This is a genomic window from Pseudoalteromonas sp. FUC4, assembly GCF_008370255.1.
Classification (GTDB): Bacteria; Pseudomonadota; Gammaproteobacteria; order Enterobacterales; family Alteromonadaceae; genus Pseudoalteromonas.
Genome location: NZ_SEUI01000005.1, coordinates 124,127 through 144,292 on the forward strand (window position 1 = coordinate 124,127; position 20,166 = coordinate 144,292).

The following is a 20,166-nucleotide window of genomic DNA, read 5'->3' on the forward strand; positions in this document are numbered from 1 at the left end:
GTTTAAAGTAAGCTGTTACGTATGGTTAAAATATGGTGAATTTGATCCCAGCGTAATAGCCCCATAATTTGTTGATTATCTAAAAGGTTATAAACGTAAAGCGCGCCACTTCTTTTATCTTTCAGTATATCGAATGCATCGGCTAGAGTGGCTTGGCTGCTGATGCCCTGCAAGCTAATGTAGTTTATATTTATTGTTTCATTAGACATTAGCGTTAAATCGTATTCAGCGAGGCGGTAACCATTTTCTTCGTCAAAAACAATTAACGGGGTTTGGCTATCCATCGCATCTAGCGTGTTTTTTATTTGTTCTTTGTCATCTGAGTAAAGCAATTTAAAGTCTTCATCCATATCATCCATTATCCCCACTTTTTGTAATGCTTCAGTCGCGGGAGATACATGGTACGGTAATCCCTGAAAGTCTAACTGCTGCAAAAATATGGAGCGATTTCCAAAAAATTGCAATGCAGTTACATATGCAGTGGTTATAACTATCATCGCAGGAACGATTATTTCAGGTGATGATGTAAGCTCCATGACTGTTGTTAAAGCAGCAAGTGGTGCATGCAGTGTTGCCGCTAATAATCCAGCCATACCTAACACCCCATACGTACCCGCAATATCAGTACCCGGGCTAATATATTGAGCAAAAAAGGCCATTAAAGTCCCAATTAATACGCCAAGTCCAATTACCGGACCAATTAAACCACCAGGTATACCCAAGCCGATAGCAAACAATGTGGCAAGTAGTTTAGCGATTAAAATGGTAGTAAGCAGCTTTACGTTATCAGGCGATTCAACCGCGATAGTAATCGCACTCATACCAGAACCCATAGCATGAGGCACTGCGTAAGCTATCAAGCTGGCAATACAGCCTGCGATTAGTAAACGAGGAAACATACTTAAAGGTTTAAATGTTTTAATAATTAACATTAAATTTTGATTAAAGCTAAATGCTATAGCGCCAAGCGCCATACCGCATAATATTAAATACGGGTAATGCCAACCACTTAATGGCGCTATTGTAATGAGTGCAAGTTCAGAGCCTTCACCAAAAACAAACTGTGTTGCCAGTGCGCCAGTAACAGCGGCAAGCATGATAGGTACAAATATATGTACTTTATATTCACGAAGTACCACTTCCATAACAAAAATAACGGCTGCAAGTGGAGTATTAAACGACGCGGCTATACCTGCCGCTACTCCACAACCACTTAGAGTACGCATGGCATTATGCGGTAAATGCAGCTTATCCGCCAAAATACTCGCCCCTGTTGCGCCCATATGCACGGAAGGCCCTTCTCGGCCAACTGAAAAACCGCTAATGAGAGCAAGAGCGCCACCAACAAATTGATTAACCGTATTGTATAAAGGCATTTGCCCATAGTGACGTTTAATTCTGTGTATAACAAAGGGGATACCCAAACGGTAATGTTTAAACCCAGTAAATGCAGCAAACGTAGCTATTAGTAATGCAGCAACTAAAGGCATTAGTACACGTTCAAGTGTTGGTAGGGTAGTAAAGTTGTCAGGTGTTTCTAAAAATAAGCTTTGGAAAAAAAGAATGGTTAAGCGAAATAAAATAATAAAAAATGCAGCAATTAATCCGGCAACTACGCCTAATAAGCATAATTGTACAGATGTTTTAGGTTTTGCCAGCCGACGCCTGAGTTGCTCAAGCCACATGCATAATTCCTCGCTGTATTTTTCAGCAGCATTTTAGCAAAAGAGTTTAGCTAAGTCCTTGTGATTTTGAAATTTTCGTAACTTATATTAACAATTTGCAATGAAGATTAAGACCTATTGACTATAACTAAAATATTTAATGGGTTTATAGCGTATAAAGGTCGCTTTTAGTTTGCTATAAGTATTATTTTAGCTAGTTAATGTTTGCCCACTTTTTTACTAATTTATAGGTATAACTTAGAGTAAAGAGTTGTTTTACTATACTTGATTAAAACACTCGGGTATTAGATAATCACGCCATTGCGATATTGAGGGTTTTAAAATGTCTGAAGAATTACCAATTAAGTTCAGCGATGCAGCTGCTGTTCGTGTTAAACAGTTAATCGACGAAGAAGAAAACCCAGACTTAAAACTGCGTGTTTATGTAACAGGCGGTGGTTGTTCTGGTTTTCAATATGGTTTTACTTTTGATGAAAAAGCGAATCCTGGCGATTTAGAAATTGTAAAAAATGGTGTAACACTCGTTATCGATCCAATGAGCATTCAGTATTTGGTTGATGGTGAAGTTGATTACACCGAAGGATTAGAAGGCGCACGCTTTTTTGTATCTAATCCAAATGCAACAACAACCTGTGGTTGTGGTGCAAGCTTTAGCGTTTAACAGCCAAACGCTAAATAGAATAAAGCCGCTTTTGCGGCTTTTTTAATGCCTACAAATCAGTTGGTGCGTATTCGGTAATTTGCATTATCAATACAAAAAAACCAAGCACAAAAGCTGAAAACGCTAAAATATATATAAAGCCTTTTTTACCTTGTTTAATTGGTACGCCGTTGTGGCGCAAAAAAAAGTACCAACCTAAACACAATACAATAGGTAATAAAAAAAGAAGTCTGAACATTATTTGGCCTTTTTGCTGCAAATTATTGCTTAATAATAAACGTGTAACATTAAAAAGGAACAAATATGTTATAAATATTTTTAAGCTATTTTATGAAGGTAATATTATTTTTTTAATATTTTCTGATGACTTAGGGTAAATATTCAGTGTTTATAAAGGTTTGTTCAGGTTGATTTTGTACCGAGTATGTAATTAATTATTTAACCAAAGTGTTAATAGTATATAATGTATCCAAGAATGAGACGGGCAAAATTTCATTCTCAATAAAAAAATCTTTACCATATTATTAGCGTAGTTTTTAGCTATGTTGGTGGAGTGAGTAGCAACACATGCTTTATTAAGCAATAGCTTGCTATTGAAAGTATGACTGCTTACCTGCCTACGGCTATTGATAGAAACTACTGCTTTAATGGGTACGTCAAATCATCTAGTAGGAGATGTAAAATGATGGGCAAAACAGTTTCTTCTGAAGAAAATGCAAAGCTAACAAAGTGGCTTAAAACTAAGCGCCATGAAAAGGGTCATACAATGCGAAGCCTAGCACAAGTGCTTGGAACGCCTCATTCATTTATCGGCAAGATTGAAAATCAAGAACGCCGTTTAGATGTCATTGAGTTTGTTCGCTATTGTACAGCTCTAGAAGTTGATCCACATGAAGCACTTAGCTTGCTAAAAGTAGATTAACTCAATAATTGCTTAGTACACTTTAAGGGGCACTTGATAGTGCTAAGCAATATGTTAATGCAGGGATGCATTAAATATTTTTATGGTAATTCTTCTCAAGCTCATACAACTTATGCCTAATCAGATATAAAAATATCAACGAAGGTAAAACCATTAAGGCTGTTAAAATAAAGAACAGCGACCAATTTCCCATTAACCAATCATCAATTACTACACCACTGTAGCTTGAAAGCAATGTTCGTCCTAAATTCCCTAATGACGCCAGTAATGCATAGTGCGTTGCACTAAATGCTCTATCGCATAACATCGATATAAAGGCCACCATAGCGACCAGCGACCATGCTTGCGTAAACCCATCAATAACAATAGCAAAGGCATACAGTCTTAAATCAGGGCCAACTAAAGCAATCCACGAAAAGGCTAAGTTTGAGGCAGCCATCGCAATACCACTTACAAATAAACCCTTAACAATGCCATATTTTTGATTAAATAAACTGCCAACAAATGTAAATATGATTGTAAGTACCGCTGTACCTACCTTCGAAAATGTAGCTATATCGCTATTACTAAAACCAATTTCTTTATAAAACACAATCGACATGCGCCCTAAAAACGCTTCGCCTATTTTAAATAAGAAAATAAACGCAAGTAATGCCAGTGCCGTTTTAACGCCATTTTTAGTAAAAAAAGCTCTAAAGGGATCAATAACGGTTACCGCAAGCCATGCAACAGTTTTTGTTAAAGGAGTTTGTTTTATAGAGGACAGCTTTTCAAGGTACACACGCTCAAGTTCAGCATGTACTGCTTCGCGGTTAGTTTCGGGCTCTTTTGCAAACAGCGCTCCACTCATTAACAGCAGCATTACAGCAGCTAAAAAGTAATAAATTTGTGGCCAGTCGAGCGAGGGAATATCGGCCATGTAAAACGGAATAGCACCTAAAAGCGCATAACCTGTCCACCAACCCGAAGTTGCCATAGCGGCTGCAGCGGTTGCTTTGTGTGATTCGCTTTCGCTTAGGGTGTCTATTCTAAAGGCATCAATAGCAATGTCTTGAGTAGCTGAGGCAATGGCGATTAACAAACAAACCGCAGCAACAATTGCCAAATTAGCTTTTAAATCAAGCCCTGCTAATAGCAAGGTGCCAATGAAAATAAAACTTTGGCAAAATAGTATCCAACTGCGACGTTGGCCTAGCCATTTATATAAAATAGGAAGTTTTGTACGGTCAATGAGTGGCGACCACAAAAAGTTTATGCTGTAAGCGCCAAATACAATGCCAAAAAGGCCTATCATACTGCGACTTAGCCCTTCATCTTTTAGCCAAGCAGACATAACAGAGCCAATTAAAACCCACGGAAAACCGCTACTCATACCAAATATGAAAATGTGGATTAAGCGTTTGTCTTTAAAGTAAGAAAAATATTCGCTAATAGAGAGAGATTTGCTCATAGGGCCTTCATTGGCTTTGATGCAGAGCAGCTAAGCTGCTCTTAAAAAATTATAGTGGGACTTGTTCAAGCACTTTAATATTTAGGATGATAACAGGTTTTTTAGGTACGAAATCGTAGCCAATTTTTTCATTAAAACCGGTTTCAACAGTCATAATTTTATCAAGCGTGTCGTAACCATCCATTACGCTACCAAATACAGCAAAGCCCCAATCTTTCCCTGGATTTAAGTGATCGTTATTATCCATGTTAAAAAAGAATTGGCGAGTTCCTGAGTGCGGTTGTCTATCTTGATAGGCCATAGCAATGCTATACATATCGTTTTTTAAACCGTTACCGCTTTCATTAAAAATAGGGTCATTTTCATGTAGACCATCATAGTCTTTATCGTAACCACCACCTTGAATAACAAAGTCGCGATCATTTTCTACATCACGCTCAATACGGTGAAAAACGCTGCCTTGATAACTTTTATCTGACACGTAAGTTAAAAAATTATTGACTGTGATGGGCGCTTTAGAACGATCCAGCTCAACCACGATGCTACCCATTGACGTTACAATTTCTACGCGTGGAAAAATGTTGTCCTTTTGCACAAAGCGGCCTTCTTGGGCTGCTAAGCTACTTACACTAAAGAATAGGCCTAAGCAGATTAAAAAAAGTCGTTTCATAGTTAACCTTCTAAAAATTCTATTAATTCAGGGTCAGATACAATGCGGGTAATAACTTGCTCAGTCAACTTATTGAGCTGACCTTCTATTTTTGCTTGCTCATGACTAAATGGGCCTTCTAAATTAGCACTACCTCTATACACTTTACTAAAGTTACTTGAGGCGCGAATAACACGCACGCCAAGTTCTATGTGGGCTTCGCTGGTATGGCTCACTAACTTTTCGGTTACAACAGCTTGCAATGCATGAATATCTACTTCAAAGCGAACCGTTGCTAAGTTAGAAATACTGGCTCCATTGCGGCTAAGGGCGCTGTCTAACACACTTTTAATAGAGCTGGTAATACCTTGGCTTGCAAAGGTTTTAGTTTTATCTGACTCAATAAGTTTAAGTGTTGATGTATCGCCACGTAAATCGATTACACTAGTACTTAAGCTACTATTTATAGTGCTTATTTGACCATTTTTATAAACAGGGTTAAGTATTACTTGGCTAGGCTGATTCGCGCAGCCACCAAGTATCAGTAAGACACAACACCCAATTATAATGTTTGTTATTTTCATTTATAGCATTCCACTATTTTTTGTTGCACTTAAAACGACAAACTTTTTGTTTGAACCTAACAACTTACAGTTGCCGAACATACGGTTTAATTTATCATGATAATCTAAATGACGATTACCAATAATACGCAGCTCACCGCCTTCTTTTAAAGTATCTTTTGCTTGTTTAAACATTTGCCAAGCAATATGGTCGGTAACGGCCTGAGCTTGGTGAAATGGAGGGTTACAAAGCACCATATCCACACTGTCTCTTTCAAAGCCTGTTAAACAGTCGTTTTCGATGAACTCGCAGTTATCAAACTTATCGCCAAGGTTAATTTCTACATTTAATCGAGCTGACTCTACTGCCATGTAAGATTCATCAACAAAGGTAACAGATGCATTAGGACAACGAGCAAGCGTCATTAATCCAACAACCCCGTTACCACAGCCTAAATCAATAATGCTTTTAGCTTTTGGTGTTTCTGGTAAGTAGTTAAAAAAGAAGCGTGCACCAATATCTAACGAATCACGCGAAAACACATTTGCATGGTTTGTTATATTAAACTCAGTACCTTCAAGCTCCCACGTTACAGGGAAATCTGCTGCTTTATATCCGCCTTTAGCTGTACTTAATATAAGACGGGATTTTTTAACTGCTAGGCTAGTTTTTGTTTCACCAATAAATTGCTCAAATGATTTTATTGTTGAGTTATGAATTTCTTTTGTTTTACCTGCGGCAATTACTGGCGTACCAGGTGCAAGGACTTCACTAAGCTCACTTAACTGAAACTGTAAAAAACCTACATTACGAGGGATCTTAATAAGTACTAAATCAACATCCTGCGGTAATGCAGACAAACTATCTAATTGTGTAAAATCTGCTGTAGACAGTTTGTTTTCTTGTAAGTTATAAGCCGCAGCTTGGTGGCTAATATAAGAATCGTTAACTGAACAAACTGTTAACTTATTAAAATAACAAGCAAGTGCACCAAAGCTATCGTTTAAAATAAGCAATGAGCGACAATCAGGGTGATGTTCGTTAACATAATTGATAAGGTACTCATCTGCCGAATCCCACGCTTGTAAGCTGCGGTTTTTTTGATCCAAAGGAAAGCGTTCAAGAGTAAAGGTTTTATCGCCTAGCTGGGCTTGCGTCGTCATAATGGTTCGTTGATCAGTAATCTAATGTAGGTAAATTCTAACATGCAACGGCAAAACGCCAACCCCCAACAGTTACCAAATGGCTTTTCTTATCAAAGTAGGGCGCTTAGTGCACAAAAAAGCCTCGATCTATTTTATTATTTGCAAAAAAACCTACGTTGGCAGCAACCCGATGTAACTGTTTATGGTAAAACGGGGCCTATTCCACGGCTACAATGCTTCATGAGCGATTTAAATATTGAATACGGCTATTCAAGTAGTAAGCAAATAGTGGAGCCATGGGATGAATTTTTACTTAATATGAGAAGGCGTTTAGAGGCGCACTTAAATCAGCCTCTAAACTCATTGCTCGTTAATTATTACCGAGATGGTAATGATACGATGGGCTGGCACAGTGATGATGAAATAGAGCTTGGTGATAAACCCACAATTGTGTGTGTCTCTCTAGGAGCTGAACGGGTTTTAAAGTTAAAGCACAAGGCGAGCAATAAAGTGACTGATTTAAAGTTACAAAGCGGTAGTTGCCTAATAATGAATGGAGATAGTCAAAGAGATTATCAACATGCAATACCCAAGCAAACAACGCTTGCACATCCTCGAATAAGTTTAACTTACCGATTTATTAAGCACATTAAACAAAAGCAATTTAGTTAGTTAATTTAACTTGTTATAGTAAGCCTATAAATTAGCTAATTAAAATGGTCTTTTATGTCAATGCAGCAACAGATCCAAGAAAAAATAAGCAGCGCCATTGCGTGTAAACATTTAAACGTAATCAATGAAAGTCACATGCACAGTGCCGGTACTGAGTCACATTTTAAAGTTATAGTGGTTAGCGAAGAGTTCGCGGGTAAGCGCTTATTACAACGCCATCGTGAAATTAACGAAATTTTAAAAGATGAATTAGCAAATCATATTCATGCACTTGCTATCCATACATATACACCCGATGAGTATACAGAGCAGGGCGGCGAGGCTCCTGATTCACCTAATTGTATGGGTGGCTCTAAATTAGCTTAAATAATTAATAGCGATTTGATTGTTTACACTCGTGGTTAACTGATCAGATCAGTGTTTTTAGTATTAGCCTTTAAACTAGCGCTAATTTTTATTGTAAAAGATATAGGATGATCAATGGTCATTAAGCCTAAAATTCGTGGATTTATCTGCACAAATGCACACCCAGCTGGTTGTGCAGAGCATGTTCAAGAACAAATTAACTATGTAAAACAACAGGGTGCATTAAAAAGCGCACCAAAAAATGTATTAGTTATTGGCGCATCAACAGGCTACGGCTTGGCATCGCGCATTACTGCTGCGTTTGGTGGTGGTGCTAAAACATTAGGTATTTTCTTTGAAAAAGAAGGTACAGAGCGTAAAACAGGTTCTGCTGGTTGGTACAATACAGCTGCTTTTCAAGATGCAGCAGGCGAAGCGGGCCTCTGGTCTAAAAATATTAATGGCGATGCGTTTTCTAACGAAATCAAGCAAAAAGCAATCGACACTATTAAAGCTGATTTGGGCAAAGTAGATTGTATTATTTACAGCTTAGCGTCTCCTCGTCGTACTGATCCAAACTCTGGTGAAGTGTTTTCTTCTACACTTAAACCAATTGGTAATGCTGTAACAACAAAAAATTTAAATACATCAAAGCGTGAAATTGATGAAATTACGGTTGAAGCTGCAAACCAAGACGATATCGACAACACCATTAAAGTAATGGGCGGTGAAGATTGGGAAATGTGGATTGACGCATTAAAAGAAGCAGATGTATTAGCCGATAACTTTAAAACGACTGCGTACACTTATATTGGTAAAGAGTTAACATGGCCAATATACGGACACGCTACTATTGGTAAGGCTAAAGAAGACTTAGACCGTGCAACTGCTGCTATTAAAGAATCTACGAAAGATTTAAATGGTGAGGCATATGTTTCATCACTTAATGCAGTGGTAACGCAAGCAAGTTCTGCTATTCCTATTATGCCGTTATATATCTCTGCTTTATTTAAAGTTATGAAAGCAGATGGCACATACGAAGGCACTATTGAGCAAATTCACGCATTATTTAGTGAAAACTTGTATGGTGAATCACCTCGCTTTGACGACGGTGGGCATTTATTCCAAAACTATAAAGAGCTAGAAGACGACGTACAAGCTCGCGTGCAGGCTGTTTGGGATAAAGTAGATACTAGCAGCATTGATGAACTAACAGATTATGTTGGTTACCATAATGAATTTTTACGCTTATTTGGTTTTGGTATAGATAGTGTTGACTACGATCAAGACGTAGATTCAGTTAAGCCAATTGCCAACATGATTGACTAACAGAATTTAGGGCCTGTTTATCTTTCGAGGTTAAATTTGCAGCAGTCTGTTTGGTATTTAGGCAAGGCAGAGCCTATGTAGTGTGGTTATTCCCCATAAATGGGCGATAACGTGGAATAAATGCCAAACATGCGCTGCCCAAAGGGTTCTGCCTAGGGGCTATTTACTCTTTGTTGCTCGGTTTTTACTTAGCCCACTAGGTTACAAACCTCACGCCGCGATTAAATAGCCCCTAGATTGAACGAATTTTAATCCTGAAAGGTCAACAGGCCCTAGTTATAAAAAGCCGCAATCGCGGCTTTTTTTGTATTATGCGATTTGTTGAATTTACGATGAAATTAGGAATGATAATTGCTTAGGCTACCACTTTGGTCTAGCTTGATTTTTATTTAATTCACTTAACAAAACTAAATAAGTGTTTCTGTCGTATAATTTTCATAAATACACTCGCATAGTCATCTAAAATGATGTTAAAATCTCGACAATATGTGATGAGTTTTACTACGTTGCTTGTTTGATATCTCCAGCAAGCTACTCTTTTGTACCTTGATATAACTTGGAATAACTCAAATGGCGACGTGGTTGATACGATTTTTCAGTTTCTTTCCTTTAATGTAATGCAAGTGCGTATGATCAACATAAAAAAAGGTCTGGATTTACCCTTAGAGGGCGCGCCACAGCAAGTTATACATGACGGTTCTGCTGTCAAACGTGTAGCTGTGCTTGGCGAAGAGTTTATCGGTATGCGTCCAACCATGCATGTTCGTGTGGATGACCAAGTCAAAAAAGGCCAGGTACTTTTTGAAGATAAAAAGAACCCAGGCGTCCTATTTACTGCTCCAGCTTCTGGTACAGTAAAAGAAATAAATCGTGGTGCTAAACGTGTGCTGCAATCTGTTGTTATTGAAGTAGCAGGCAGTGAGCAAATCACCTTTGACTCTTTCAAAGCAGACGAGCTTCCGAGCTTAGAGCGCGAAAAAGCCAAAGAAGTACTTATCCAGTCTGGTCAGTGGACAGCACTTCGTGTTCGCCCATTCAGCAAGGTAGCGGCTGTGGATGCAAATCCTAGTTCTATTTTTGTGACCGCAATCGACACAAACCCATTAGCTGCAGATCCTGCAGTAATTATTGCGGAAAATGCGCAAGCATTTGAAGCGGGTCTTGCAGTTGTTTCGCGTTTGACCGATGGCAAAGTATTTGTGTGTAAAAAAGCAGGCAGCCAAGTTCCTAGCTCATCTATAGCTCAAGTAGAAGTACATGAGTTTGGTGGTGTGCATCCGGCTGGCCTCGTTGGCACTCATATCCATCATCTTGATGCAGTTTCTGTTAGCAAACAAGTTTGGCATATTGGTTACCAAGACGTTATTGCGTATGGTCACTTATTCCTTACTGGTGAAATTTACACAAATCGTGTTATTTCGCTTGCAGGTCCTCGCGTTAAAAACCCACGTTTAGTGAAAACACAATTAGGTGCTTCATTGGATGATTTAGTGGCTGGTGAACTAGAAGACGGAGATAACCGCGTTATTTCTGGCTCGGTTCTATCTGGTTCTATTTCAAACGGTGTTCATGCATTCTTAGGTCGCTACCACGTTCAAGTGTCTGTTTTACTTGAAGGTCGCGAAAAAGAATTGTTTGGCTGGATTGCACCAGGTAGTGATAAATTCTCTGTAACGCGTACATTCCTTTCTCACCTTGCACCAAGTCGTTTATTTAAAATGACAACGTCAACAGGTGGTTCAAAACGTGCCATGGTACCAATTGGTAGCTACGAGCGCGTAATGCCGCTAGATATTTTGCCTACTTTATTATTACGTGACTTAATTGCACGTGATTTAGATAGTGCAATTTCATTGGGCGCGCTTGAACTTGATGAAGAAGATTTAGCGTTATGTACCTTCGTTTGTCCAGGCAAATACGAGTATGGTTCTATCCTACGCGATTGCTTAACTACGATCGAGAAGGAAGGCTAGAGAGATGGGTTTAAAAAAATATCTAGAAGATATCGAGCCGAATTTTGAAGCCGGTGGTAAATATGAAAAGTTTTATGCACTGTATGAAGCAGCTGCAACTATTTTTTATACACCAGGCTACGTAAATAAAGGCGCGACACACGTACGCGATAACATCGACCTAAAACGTATGATGATTTTAGTGTGGATGGCGACGTTCCCAGCTATGTTTTTCGGTATGTTCAATATTGGTCATCAGGCCGCCGGTGCTTTAGCACAAGGTTTTGAACTATCAAACACGTGGCAAGTTGGTTTGTTCCAGTTATTCGGTGGCGAGTTAACCGCTGATGCAGGCTGGGGCGCTAAGATGTTCTATGGAGCATGTTTCTTCTTACCTATCTACGCTGTAACATTTGCAGTAGGTGGTTTCTGGGAAGTTATATTTGCTTCAGTGCGTAAGCATGAAATTAACGAAGGTTTCTTTGTTACTTCTGTATTATTTGCACTTATTTTGCCTGCAACTATTCCTTTATGGCAAGTTGCATTAGGTATTACGTTTGGTGTAGTAATCGCTAAAGAAATCTTTGGTGGTACCGGCCGTAACTTCTTAAACCCTGCTTTAGCCGGCCGTGCATTTTTATTCTTTGCATACCCAGCTCAAATCTCAGGTGACACAGTATGGACAGCAGTAGATTCTTTCTCTGGTGCAACCATGCTAGGCCAAGCATTTGCTGGCACACTTGACTTTGCAAACATGGAATTATGGTGGAATGCGTTTTATGGTTTCATTCAAGGTTCTGTAGGTGAAACATCTACACTTGCATTATTAGTAGGTGGTTTGTTCTTAATTTACGTTCGTATCGCTTCTTGGCGCATCGTACTAGGTGTATTCCTAGGTATGGTAGCAACTGCATTTTTATTAAATGCTGTTGGCTCAGAAACTAACCCTGTATTTGCAATGCCTTGGTATTGGCATTTCGTACTTGGTGGCTTTGCGTTTGGTATGTTCTTTATGGCTACTGACCCTGTATCAGCTGCATTTACTAACAAAGGTAAATTAGCATATGGTCTATTAATTGGCTTTATGGTGGTTATGATACGTGTTGTGAATCCTGCTTTCCCAGAAGGCATGATGCTAGCAATCTTATTTGCTAACTTGTTCGCTCCACTGTTCGATCACTTTGTAGTGCAGGCTAATATTAAGCGGAGGTTGGCACGTAATGTCTAGTAATAACGAATCAATCGGCAAAACGTTATCGGTTGTTGTAGCACTATGTTTAGTGTGTGCAATCATTGTATCGTTTGCTTCTGTACAGCTTCGTCCTTTACAGCAAGCTAATAAAAACAAAGATATTCAAAGCAATATCTTAGCTGCTGCGGGCATTGATAAAGTTGAAAATGTTCTTGAAACATTTGATGCAAAAATCGAAGCGCGCGTTGTAAACATGACTACAGGTGAGTTTGTAGATACAGACCCAACAATCTTTGACTTTGAAAAAAGCAAATATGATGCAGCGCTAAGTGTTTCTCTTCAAGAGAAAGGCGTTAAAGATATTGCTGGTATTCAACGTGTGACTAAAGAGTCACCGGTGTATATCTCTAAAAAAGAAGATGGCTCAGTTGATGCAATCATTCTTCCTATCCAAGGCTACGGCTTATGGGGCTTAATGTACGGTTTTATCTCGCTTGAAAGCGATGGTGAAACAGTTAAGGGTATTATCTTTTACAAGCATAATGAAACCCCAGGTCTTGGTGGCGAAATCCAAAATCCACAGTGGACTGCTACATGGGAAGGTAAAGAACTTCCAATTCAAATTGTTAAAGGTACTGCGGGCAATGATGAGCATAAGATCGATGGTCTTTCAGGTGCTACATTAACGTCTAACGGTGTTGATCATGCAGTTGACTTTTGGACTGGCGAAAATGGCTTTGGCCCTTTCCTTGCGAAAGTACGTAAAGGAGCATTGAAATAATGGCTGATACTAAAGAAATGAAGGCGGTCCTATTTGGTCCGGTTTTAGCTAACAACCCAATCGCATTACAAGTACTAGGTATTTGTTCTGCGCTAGCGGTAACGTCTAGCTTAAAAAATGCGTTAATCATGTCAATTGCATTGACACTTGTAACTGCGTTTTCGAGCTTCTTTATCTCGCTTATTCGTAACCAGATCCCATCATCTGTACGTATCATCGTACAAATGACTATTATCGCATCATTGGTAATCGTTGTTGACCAAGTATTACAGGCATTTTCTTATGCTACTGCAAAAGAGCTTTCTGTATTCGTTGGTCTAATCATTACTAACTGTATCGTAATGGGTCGTGCTGAAGCATACGCGATGAAGTCGCCACCACTTATGTCATTCCTTGACGGTATTGGTAACGGCTTAGGTTACTCTGTAGTACTACTTACTGTTGGTTTCATTCGTGAGCTATTTGGTAAGGGTTCACTATTCGGTGTTGATATTATCCCATTAGTACAAGATGGCGGTTGGTATCAGCCTATGGGTCTATTGATCTTACCACCGAGTGCATTCTTCATCATTGGTTTATTCATATGGGTACTGCGTACCTATAAGAAAGACCAAGTAGAAGCTAAAGCGTAAGGGGCAAATAGTGGAACATTATATTAGTTTATTTGTAAAAGCCGTTTTTATTGAGAACTTAGCGTTGTCATTCTTCTTAGGCATGTGTACTTTTTTAGCGGTATCTAAAAAAGTAACTACATCAATTGGTCTAGGTATAGCGGTTATAGTTGTATTGGGTATTTCTGTACCTGTAAACAACTTGGTTTATCATGCGGTACTTGCACCTGGTTCACTAACTTGGTTAGGTTATCCAGATGCAGATCTTAGCTTTTTACGTTTCTTAACTTTCATTGGTGTTATTGCAGCACTTGTGCAAATTCTTGAAATGGCATTAGATAAGTTTTTCCCTGCACTATACAACGCGTTAGGTATCTTCTTACCACTTATCACAGTTAACTGTGCAATATTTGGTGCGGTATCATTCATGGTTGAGCGTAACTATAACTTCGGCGAGTCTGTTGTTTATGGTATTGGCGCTGGTGTTGGTTGGGCACTTGCAATTACATTACTTGCAGGTATCCGTGAGAAACTGAAATACTCAGACGTACCTGATGGCTTACGTGGTTTAGGTATTACCTTCATCACTGTTGGTTTAATGGGACTTGGCTTTATGTCATTCTCTGGTATTTCACTGTAAAGGTAGCGAGGATAAATCATGGATTATCAGATTTTCTTAGGCGTTGGTGTTTTTATCGCTATCGTTGTACTACTGGTTTTAGTCATCATTGGTGCTAAATCTCAGTTAGTTGCAAGTGGCGATATTCTTATCGGCATTAATGGCGACCCAGATAAAGCCATTAAAACATCAGCAGGTAGTAAGCTTTTAGGTGCACTATCTGAGTCAGGTATATTTGTATCATCTGCTTGTGGTGGCGGTGGCTCTTGTGGTCAGTGTCGTGTACACATTAAAGAAGGTGGTGGTGATATTCTGCCAACTGAGCTTGATCACATATCTAAAGGTGAAGCCCGTGAAGGCTGTCGTTTAGCGTGTCAGGTAAATGTTAAAAATGACATGGAAATTGAACTTGAAGAGTCAATTTTCGGTGTTAAGAAGTGGGATTGTGAAGTTATCTCTAATGATAACAAAGCAACGTTCATCAAAGAGCTTAAGCTACAAATTCCAGATGGCGAGTCAGTGCCGTTTCGTGCGGGTGGTTACATCCAAATCGAAGCTCCACCTCACCATGTTAAATATGCAGATTTCGATGTTCCTGAAGAGTATCGTGGCGACTGGAACCATTTTGGTTTCTTCGATCTGGAGTCAAAAGTAGACGAAGAAACAATTCGTGCTTACTCGATGGCTAACTACCCAGAAGAAGAAGGCATCATTATGCTTAACGTGCGTATTGCTGCTCCACCTCCAAGAAACCTTAGCTTGCCATGTGGTAAAATGTCTTCGTACATTTGGTCGCTTAAAGAAGGCGATAAGGTAACTATTTCGGGTCCATTTGGTGAGTTCTTTGCTAAAGACACTGATGCAGAAATGGTATTTGTTGGTGGTGGTGCTGGTATGGCGCCAATGCGTTCTCATATCTTTGACCAACTTAAACGTTTGAACTCAAAACGTAAGATGAGCTTTTGGTATGGTGCACGTTCTGAGCGTGAAATGTTCTACGTAGAAGATTTTGACGGCCTAGCCGCTGAAAATCCTAACTTCGTATGGCATACAGCACTTTCAGATCCACAGCCTGAAGATAACTGGGAAGGCTATACTGGCTTTATCCATAACGTGTTATTTGAGAACTATCTTAAAGATCACGAAGCGCCTGAAGATTGTGAGTACTACATGTGTGGTCCTCCAATGATGAATGCGGCAGTTATTACTATGCTTAAAGATTTAGGTGTTGAAGACGAGAATATCTTACTAGATGACTTCGGTGGCTAACACTAATACCAAAACAGTTTAGTTTTGGTTAAAATACCAGCCTCGTAGCACTTGTGTTACGAGGCTTTTTTTATTCTTTAATTTTATCAATCTATTAAGTAGAGCTGTTATGAATCGAGTAAGTACTTCACAGGGCATAATGGCCTTTTTACTAATTACACTGACTTTATTATTGTCAGGGTGTGGTGAAAAGCCAGAGTTAAAAGAAACCTTTTTAGAAGGTAAGACTATGGGCACCACTTATCATATTAAATATTATGATGAGCAAGCTCAGCTATCGGCTTCACAACTACAGCTGCAAATAGACGCTGTTTTAAAAGATGTGAACCAATCTATGTCTACTTACATAGAAGACTCTGAAATAAATACATTTAACAGATTACCTGCAAATCAAGTTATGCCAATTAGCGAAGATTTTAGGGCTGTTATAAGCGAGTCTATTCGCTTGGGTGAATCGACTAAAACACTCGACGTAACAATGGGGCCTTTAATTGATTTATGGGGCTTTGGGCCTGATAAAAAACCAACTAATCGCCCAAGTGATGAGGCACTTGCTGCAATGATTGAAAAAATTGGTGTAGATAAACTTAATCTTACAGAGCAGGGGCTAGCTAAAACTGTTGATGGATTGGAGCTTTCTTTTTCGGCAACAGCTAAGGGCTATGGTATTGATAAAGTTGCCCAGTTATTAGAAAGCCACGATATTACTAATTACATGGTTGAGATTGGTGGTGAGCTGCGTATAGCGGGTGAAAAGCCAAATAATCAGGATTGGAAAATTGCGATTGAGCAACCTGATGCACAACCTGGAGAGCGTAAGGTACACCGTGTTTTATCACCAGGTACAAGTGGTATAGCTACATCGGGTGATTACCGTATTTTTTATAAAATGGATGGCGAAATCTATACTCATTTAATTGATCCAGCAACAGGTATGCCTATTAAGCACGACTTAGTGTCGGTAACTGTGCTTCACCCAAGCGCTATGACAGCAGATGGTTTAGCGACGGCACTTACTGTAATGGGGATGCAAAAAGCGCAAGCTTATGCTGAACAACATGATTTACCGGTTTATTTAATAGGTAAATCAAAAGAGGGTTTAGTTACCTACTCAAGCCCAGCATTTAAGCCTTATTTATAGTATGGTGCTGACTTGTTTATTTCCGTGTTATTTGGGTATATAATAGCAGTCGCTCAAAAATATTTGAGTTTAATTTATTGCTGATCAATAGGGGCTAAGCAATGTCACTTTTTCTTCTTACTTTTGGCTTACTAATTTTGATAGTTTCGGCTATGGCCGTTGGTATGATCGTGCAAAAAAAATCTATGGCAAGCAGCTGTGGTGGTTTAGGTTCGGTTGGTATTGATAAAGCCTGTGATTGCGATGATCCATGTGATAAACGCAAAAACCGTTTAGCAAAAGAGCAAGCCTGGAAAGAAAACCAAATTATTTAAGCCTGTCTTAAATATTAAAAAGCGCTTTATAGCGCTTTTTTTGTACCTGTAAAACGCCTCCGCATCATCGCTTCCAAAGTAATCCAATCTAAATGTATTAGACAAAGGTATATAGTTTAGTTTTTTTCACCTATTAGGTTTATTTTTCTCGTTTGTCAAATTGGAGCTAACACTCTAAAGTTTAACCATAGACAAAGAGCAAGGATCTCGTCATAAGCTTGAGGCATAAGTTAGCCTCGCTTAAAAGAATCTTTATATTGTGTGTGAAGATGTTGTCAGTGTGAAAGGCAACTCAAATTCGGTGGTGACTGCATTTGAGTTGTTTTTATTTCCCTACAATTGCCACGTAATGTATACCAAGAATCTTTATATTGTGTGTGAAGATGTTGTCAGTGTGAAAGGCAACTCAAATTCGGTGGTGACTGCATTTGAGTTGTTTTTATTTCCCTACAATTGCCACGTAGTGTAAACCAAGAATCTTTATATTGTGTGTGAAGATGTTGTCAGTGTGAAAGGCAACTCAAGTTCGGTGGTGACTGCATTTGAGTTGTTTTTATTTCCCTACAATTGCCACGTAATGTAAACCAAAAATCTTTATATTGTGTGTGAAGATGTTGTCAGTGTGAAAGGCAACTCAAGTTCGGTGGTGACTGCATTTGAGTTGTTTTTATTTCCCTACAATTGCCACGTAATGTAAACCAAAAATCTTTATATTGTGTGTGAAGATGTTGTCAGTGTGAAAGGCGGCTCAAGTTCGGTGGTGACTGAATTTGGGCTGTTTTTATTTGTGCCACACAATTATTACTCCCTCCTAAAAACCTATAATCCTATTAAATATTTCTCTTTAAATCGTTTTTATTTAAACTAACCGAATGTTTTTTATCGTGTTATTTTTTATTAACAAAATAGCTTCGAAAGCTTAACTCAAATTAATTGATTTTTAGTTGAACAGAAAATTCTCTTTGTTATACTCAAGTTCGAACTTTCAGTAAGTTTTGAAAGTTTGGTTGATACGGATCAATTTTCGCTAGGTAAATATGTGCTAGCTGGATTTGATTGTATTTAGCACCTGGTTTTAGGGCTTACAACAGCAATGTTTTTTAAATTTTTCCATTGCGAACTGTATTACTCTAATTTTGTTATAGTCATTTTAGTAGGTTAATGTCTTTGAACACACTTTCTTTGCATCATACAACTACGGAACTTGCCTCTGGCGAGCCGCAGACGTGTGAGCGCTTGAATAAAGCAGGCAAGGGCGTGTGTGTAGCTATAACTTTATTAGTTTTTAATACTGTAATGTTGCTAAGCGGTGCATTAGAGGATGCCTTCAAGCTTGAAGCGCTATTAAGTGATGGGTTTATTGTAGAGCCACTGTTACTTAATCTTGCGCAATTTTTAGCTCATCCGATCATATCAAGTCAGTTACTTATTGGCCTTTGTTGGTTATTGTTCCATATTTGTCCAGCGCGTCGTGCTGGCATAATCCTCCGTAAAGCAGCCTTTGCTTTTAGCGAGGCTAAAGTTCTTCAGCCTGTGATCTCTTCACACGGTTGTCGTGCTCCACCTAGCTTTACAGGTTGCCTGTAACGCTGCATCTTGTTGCTGGTTTTAATTATTTGTTCTTGCTGTAAATAATTAAGGTTAGCTAAAACAAAGTAGCTCCGTGTTTTTTAAACACATTTCAGCCAACCACCACTCACCCAAGTTAACTTTTATTACGTTATATAAATGCGTTTAGAAAGCTGGGTTTGTTGCTAGGTCATTAATGGCATGAGCTTTAGGTTTTGAATAGCCCCCTTATTTTTATAATTTAATTCTAGTTAACTTGGGTTTTTATTGAAAAATCGTTGCTTTGGTTTTTATTTTAAGCAGCAAATTGAAACTCTAGGTTTGTAGGATACTCCCTTGTTAATTCGTAACCTTTGTAATATTGCTTTAGCTAGTACAGTGCTGGCGTTGTCAGGCTGTAAAGGCGGGATACTCGATCCAAAAGGGCAGATAGGCATTGATGAGAAAAATTTAATCATCATCGCAACCGTGCTTATGTTGCTTGTAGTCGTTCCCGTTATTGTGATGACTTTGTATTTCGCTTGGAAATATAGAGACACTCAAAACCAAGAAATTTATGCTCCAAAATGGGCTCATTCAAATAAAATTGAAGCCGTTGTTTGGGCTGTTCCTATTGTTATTGTAATCATTTTAGGTGTTATTACCTGGCAGTCTACCCAAGAGCTAGACCCTTATAAACCAATTGAAGGTAAAGGTAAGCATCTTACTGTTGAAGTGGTTTCATTAAACTGGAAGTGGCTGTTTATATACCCTGAGCAAGGTATTGCTACGGTTAATGAATTAGTGTTCCCAGCAAATGTACCTGTTGAATATAAAATCACTTCAGAGAGCACAATGAATTCATTTTTTATTCCGCAATTGGGTAGTCAAATATACTCAATGGCTGGGATGGAAACCAAGCTTCACTTAATTGCAAATGAGCCAGGTACGTTTAAAGGCTTTTCTGCAAATTACAGCGGCGCAGGTTTCACTGGCATGAAATTTAATGCCATTGCTACACCTACTCAAGCTGGTTTTGATAAGTGGGTGAGTGATGTGAAAGCGAATTCAAGCGCTAATAACCTGACTCATGCAAACTATGTTGAGCTTGCAAAAGCAAGTGAAAATAACCCTGTAGCCTATTACGGAAAAGTTGATGACGGCTTATTTCATACCATTGTTATGAAGTATATGCAGGCGCATGGCGATATGAACAAAAAACACCATGCAATGGGCGAACATGGGCAAATGAGTAAAAAGCATCATGAAATGAGTGAGCACTCAATGCCTTCATCTCACAGCCAAGGCGAGGAATAA

The 20,166-nt window shown here is 38.8% G+C and carries 21 protein-coding genes; 15 read left to right on the top strand and 6 right to left on the bottom strand.

The features are described from left to right. Positions 1–2: 2 nt before the first annotated feature. A complete protein-coding gene (locus EU510_RS15150; protein WP_149594183.1) occupies positions 3–1,685 on the bottom strand; it encodes a chloride channel protein in 1,683 nt (560 codons plus the stop codon). Positions 1,686–2,007: 322 nt separating this feature from the next. Here EU510_RS15150 and erpA point away from each other — a divergent pair, with 322 nt between their 5' ends. Then, positions 2,008–2,346, top strand: coding sequence for an iron-sulfur cluster insertion protein ErpA (gene erpA, locus EU510_RS15155; RefSeq protein WP_002958911.1), 339 nt, complete (start codon positions 2,008–2,010; stop codon positions 2,344–2,346). 49 nt (positions 2,347–2,395) lie between these two features. Here erpA and EU510_RS15160 read toward each other — a convergent pair whose 3' ends face one another. Beyond that, a complete protein-coding gene (locus EU510_RS15160) occupies positions 2,396–2,584 on the bottom strand; it encodes a hypothetical protein (protein ID WP_010555198.1) in 189 nt (62 codons plus the stop codon). Positions 2,585–3,028: 444 nt separating this feature from the next. Between EU510_RS15160 and EU510_RS15165 the strand changes: the two genes are divergently transcribed. Next, positions 3,029–3,268, top strand: coding sequence for a helix-turn-helix domain-containing protein (locus tag EU510_RS15165; protein WP_002958908.1), 240 nt, complete (start codon positions 3,029–3,031; stop codon positions 3,266–3,268). 70 nt (positions 3,269–3,338) lie between these two features. Here the strand turns inward: EU510_RS15165 and EU510_RS15170 are convergent, their stop codons facing one another. The 4 genes from EU510_RS15170 to EU510_RS15185 are packed head-to-tail and all read right to left on the bottom strand — an operon-like array spanning position 3,339 to position 7,094. Next, positions 3,339–4,718 carry an AmpG family muropeptide MFS transporter gene (locus tag EU510_RS15170; RefSeq protein ID WP_149594184.1) on the bottom strand — a complete coding sequence of 460 codons (1,380 nt, stop codon included), beginning with the start codon at positions 4,716–4,718 and terminating at the stop codon, positions 3,339–3,341. Between the two features lie 49 nt (positions 4,719–4,767). Beyond that, a complete protein-coding gene (locus EU510_RS15175) occupies positions 4,768–5,388 on the bottom strand; it encodes a peptidylprolyl isomerase (RefSeq protein ID WP_149594185.1) in 621 nt (206 codons plus the stop codon). A gap of 2 nt (positions 5,389–5,390) precedes the next feature. After that, positions 5,391–5,951 carry a YajG family lipoprotein gene (locus EU510_RS15180; RefSeq protein ID WP_149594186.1) on the bottom strand — a complete coding sequence of 187 codons (561 nt, stop codon included), beginning with the start codon at positions 5,949–5,951 and terminating at the stop codon, positions 5,391–5,393. Then, positions 5,952–7,094 carry a methyltransferase gene (locus EU510_RS15185; RefSeq protein WP_149594187.1) on the bottom strand — a complete coding sequence of 381 codons (1,143 nt, stop codon included), beginning with the start codon at positions 7,092–7,094 and terminating at the stop codon, positions 5,952–5,954. It abuts the gene before it with no gap. Positions 7,095–7,136: 42 nt separating this feature from the next. Here EU510_RS15185 and EU510_RS15190 point away from each other — a divergent pair, with 42 nt between their 5' ends. The 13 genes from EU510_RS15190 to cyoA all read left to right on the top strand — a co-directional run bounded on the left by EU510_RS15190 (position 7,137) and on the right by cyoA (position 20,166). Further along, positions 7,137–7,748: an alpha-ketoglutarate-dependent dioxygenase AlkB family protein gene (locus tag EU510_RS15190; RefSeq protein WP_149594188.1), complete on the top strand. Its 612-nt coding sequence runs from the start codon at positions 7,137–7,139 to the stop codon at positions 7,746–7,748. A gap of 54 nt (positions 7,749–7,802) precedes the next feature. Then, positions 7,803–8,114, top strand: coding sequence for a BolA family protein (locus EU510_RS15195; protein WP_149594189.1), 312 nt, complete (start codon positions 7,803–7,805; stop codon positions 8,112–8,114). Positions 8,115–8,228: 114 nt separating this feature from the next. Next, complete coding sequence (fabV, locus tag EU510_RS15200) at positions 8,229–9,422, top strand: enoyl-ACP reductase FabV (RefSeq protein WP_149594190.1); 1,194 nt, start codon at positions 8,229–8,231, stop codon at positions 9,420–9,422. Between the two features lie 629 nt (positions 9,423–10,051). Then, the gene (locus EU510_RS15205) at positions 10,052–11,395 is read left to right on the top strand and encodes a Na(+)-translocating NADH-quinone reductase subunit A (protein WP_024596562.1); all 1,344 of its coding nucleotides are present in this window, start codon (positions 10,052–10,054) and stop codon (positions 11,393–11,395) included. Between the two features lie 4 nt (positions 11,396–11,399). After that, positions 11,400–12,602 (top strand): NADH:ubiquinone reductase (Na(+)-transporting) subunit B, encoded by a 1,203-nt coding sequence (locus EU510_RS15210; protein WP_149594191.1) that lies wholly within the window; start codon positions 11,400–11,402, stop codon positions 12,600–12,602. After that, complete coding sequence (locus EU510_RS15215) at positions 12,595–13,347, top strand: Na(+)-translocating NADH-quinone reductase subunit C (protein WP_002958898.1); 753 nt, start codon at positions 12,595–12,597, stop codon at positions 13,345–13,347. Before EU510_RS15210 ends, EU510_RS15215 begins: the two co-directional genes overlap by 8 nt. After that, positions 13,347–13,979 carry an NADH:ubiquinone reductase (Na(+)-transporting) subunit D gene (locus EU510_RS15220; protein ID WP_002958897.1) on the top strand — a complete coding sequence of 211 codons (633 nt, stop codon included), beginning with the start codon at positions 13,347–13,349 and terminating at the stop codon, positions 13,977–13,979. The genes EU510_RS15215 and EU510_RS15220 overlap by 1 nt, the downstream gene beginning before the upstream one ends. 10 nt (positions 13,980–13,989) lie before the next feature. Then, a complete protein-coding gene (nqrE, locus tag EU510_RS15225; RefSeq protein ID WP_002958896.1) occupies positions 13,990–14,598 on the top strand; it encodes an NADH:ubiquinone reductase (Na(+)-transporting) subunit E in 609 nt (202 codons plus the stop codon). A gap of 18 nt (positions 14,599–14,616) precedes the next feature. Continuing rightward, positions 14,617–15,846 (top strand): NADH:ubiquinone reductase (Na(+)-transporting) subunit F, encoded by a 1,230-nt coding sequence (gene nqrF, locus EU510_RS15230; RefSeq protein ID WP_149594192.1) that lies wholly within the window; start codon positions 14,617–14,619, stop codon positions 15,844–15,846. Between the two features lie 109 nt (positions 15,847–15,955). Next, complete coding sequence (locus EU510_RS15235) at positions 15,956–16,987, top strand: FAD:protein FMN transferase (protein ID WP_149594193.1); 1,032 nt, start codon at positions 15,956–15,958, stop codon at positions 16,985–16,987. Between the two features lie 101 nt (positions 16,988–17,088). Beyond that, complete coding sequence (nqrM, locus tag EU510_RS15240; protein ID WP_007376137.1) at positions 17,089–17,301, top strand: (Na+)-NQR maturation NqrM; 213 nt, start codon at positions 17,089–17,091, stop codon at positions 17,299–17,301. Between the two features lie 1,167 nt (positions 17,302–18,468). After that, a complete protein-coding gene (locus EU510_RS15245; RefSeq protein ID WP_149594338.1) occupies positions 18,469–18,888 on the top strand; it encodes a hypothetical protein in 420 nt (139 codons plus the stop codon). A gap of 318 nt (positions 18,889–19,206) precedes the next feature. Beyond that, complete coding sequence (gene cyoA, locus EU510_RS15250; protein WP_024603771.1) at positions 19,207–20,166, top strand: ubiquinol oxidase subunit II; 960 nt, start codon at positions 19,207–19,209, stop codon at positions 20,164–20,166.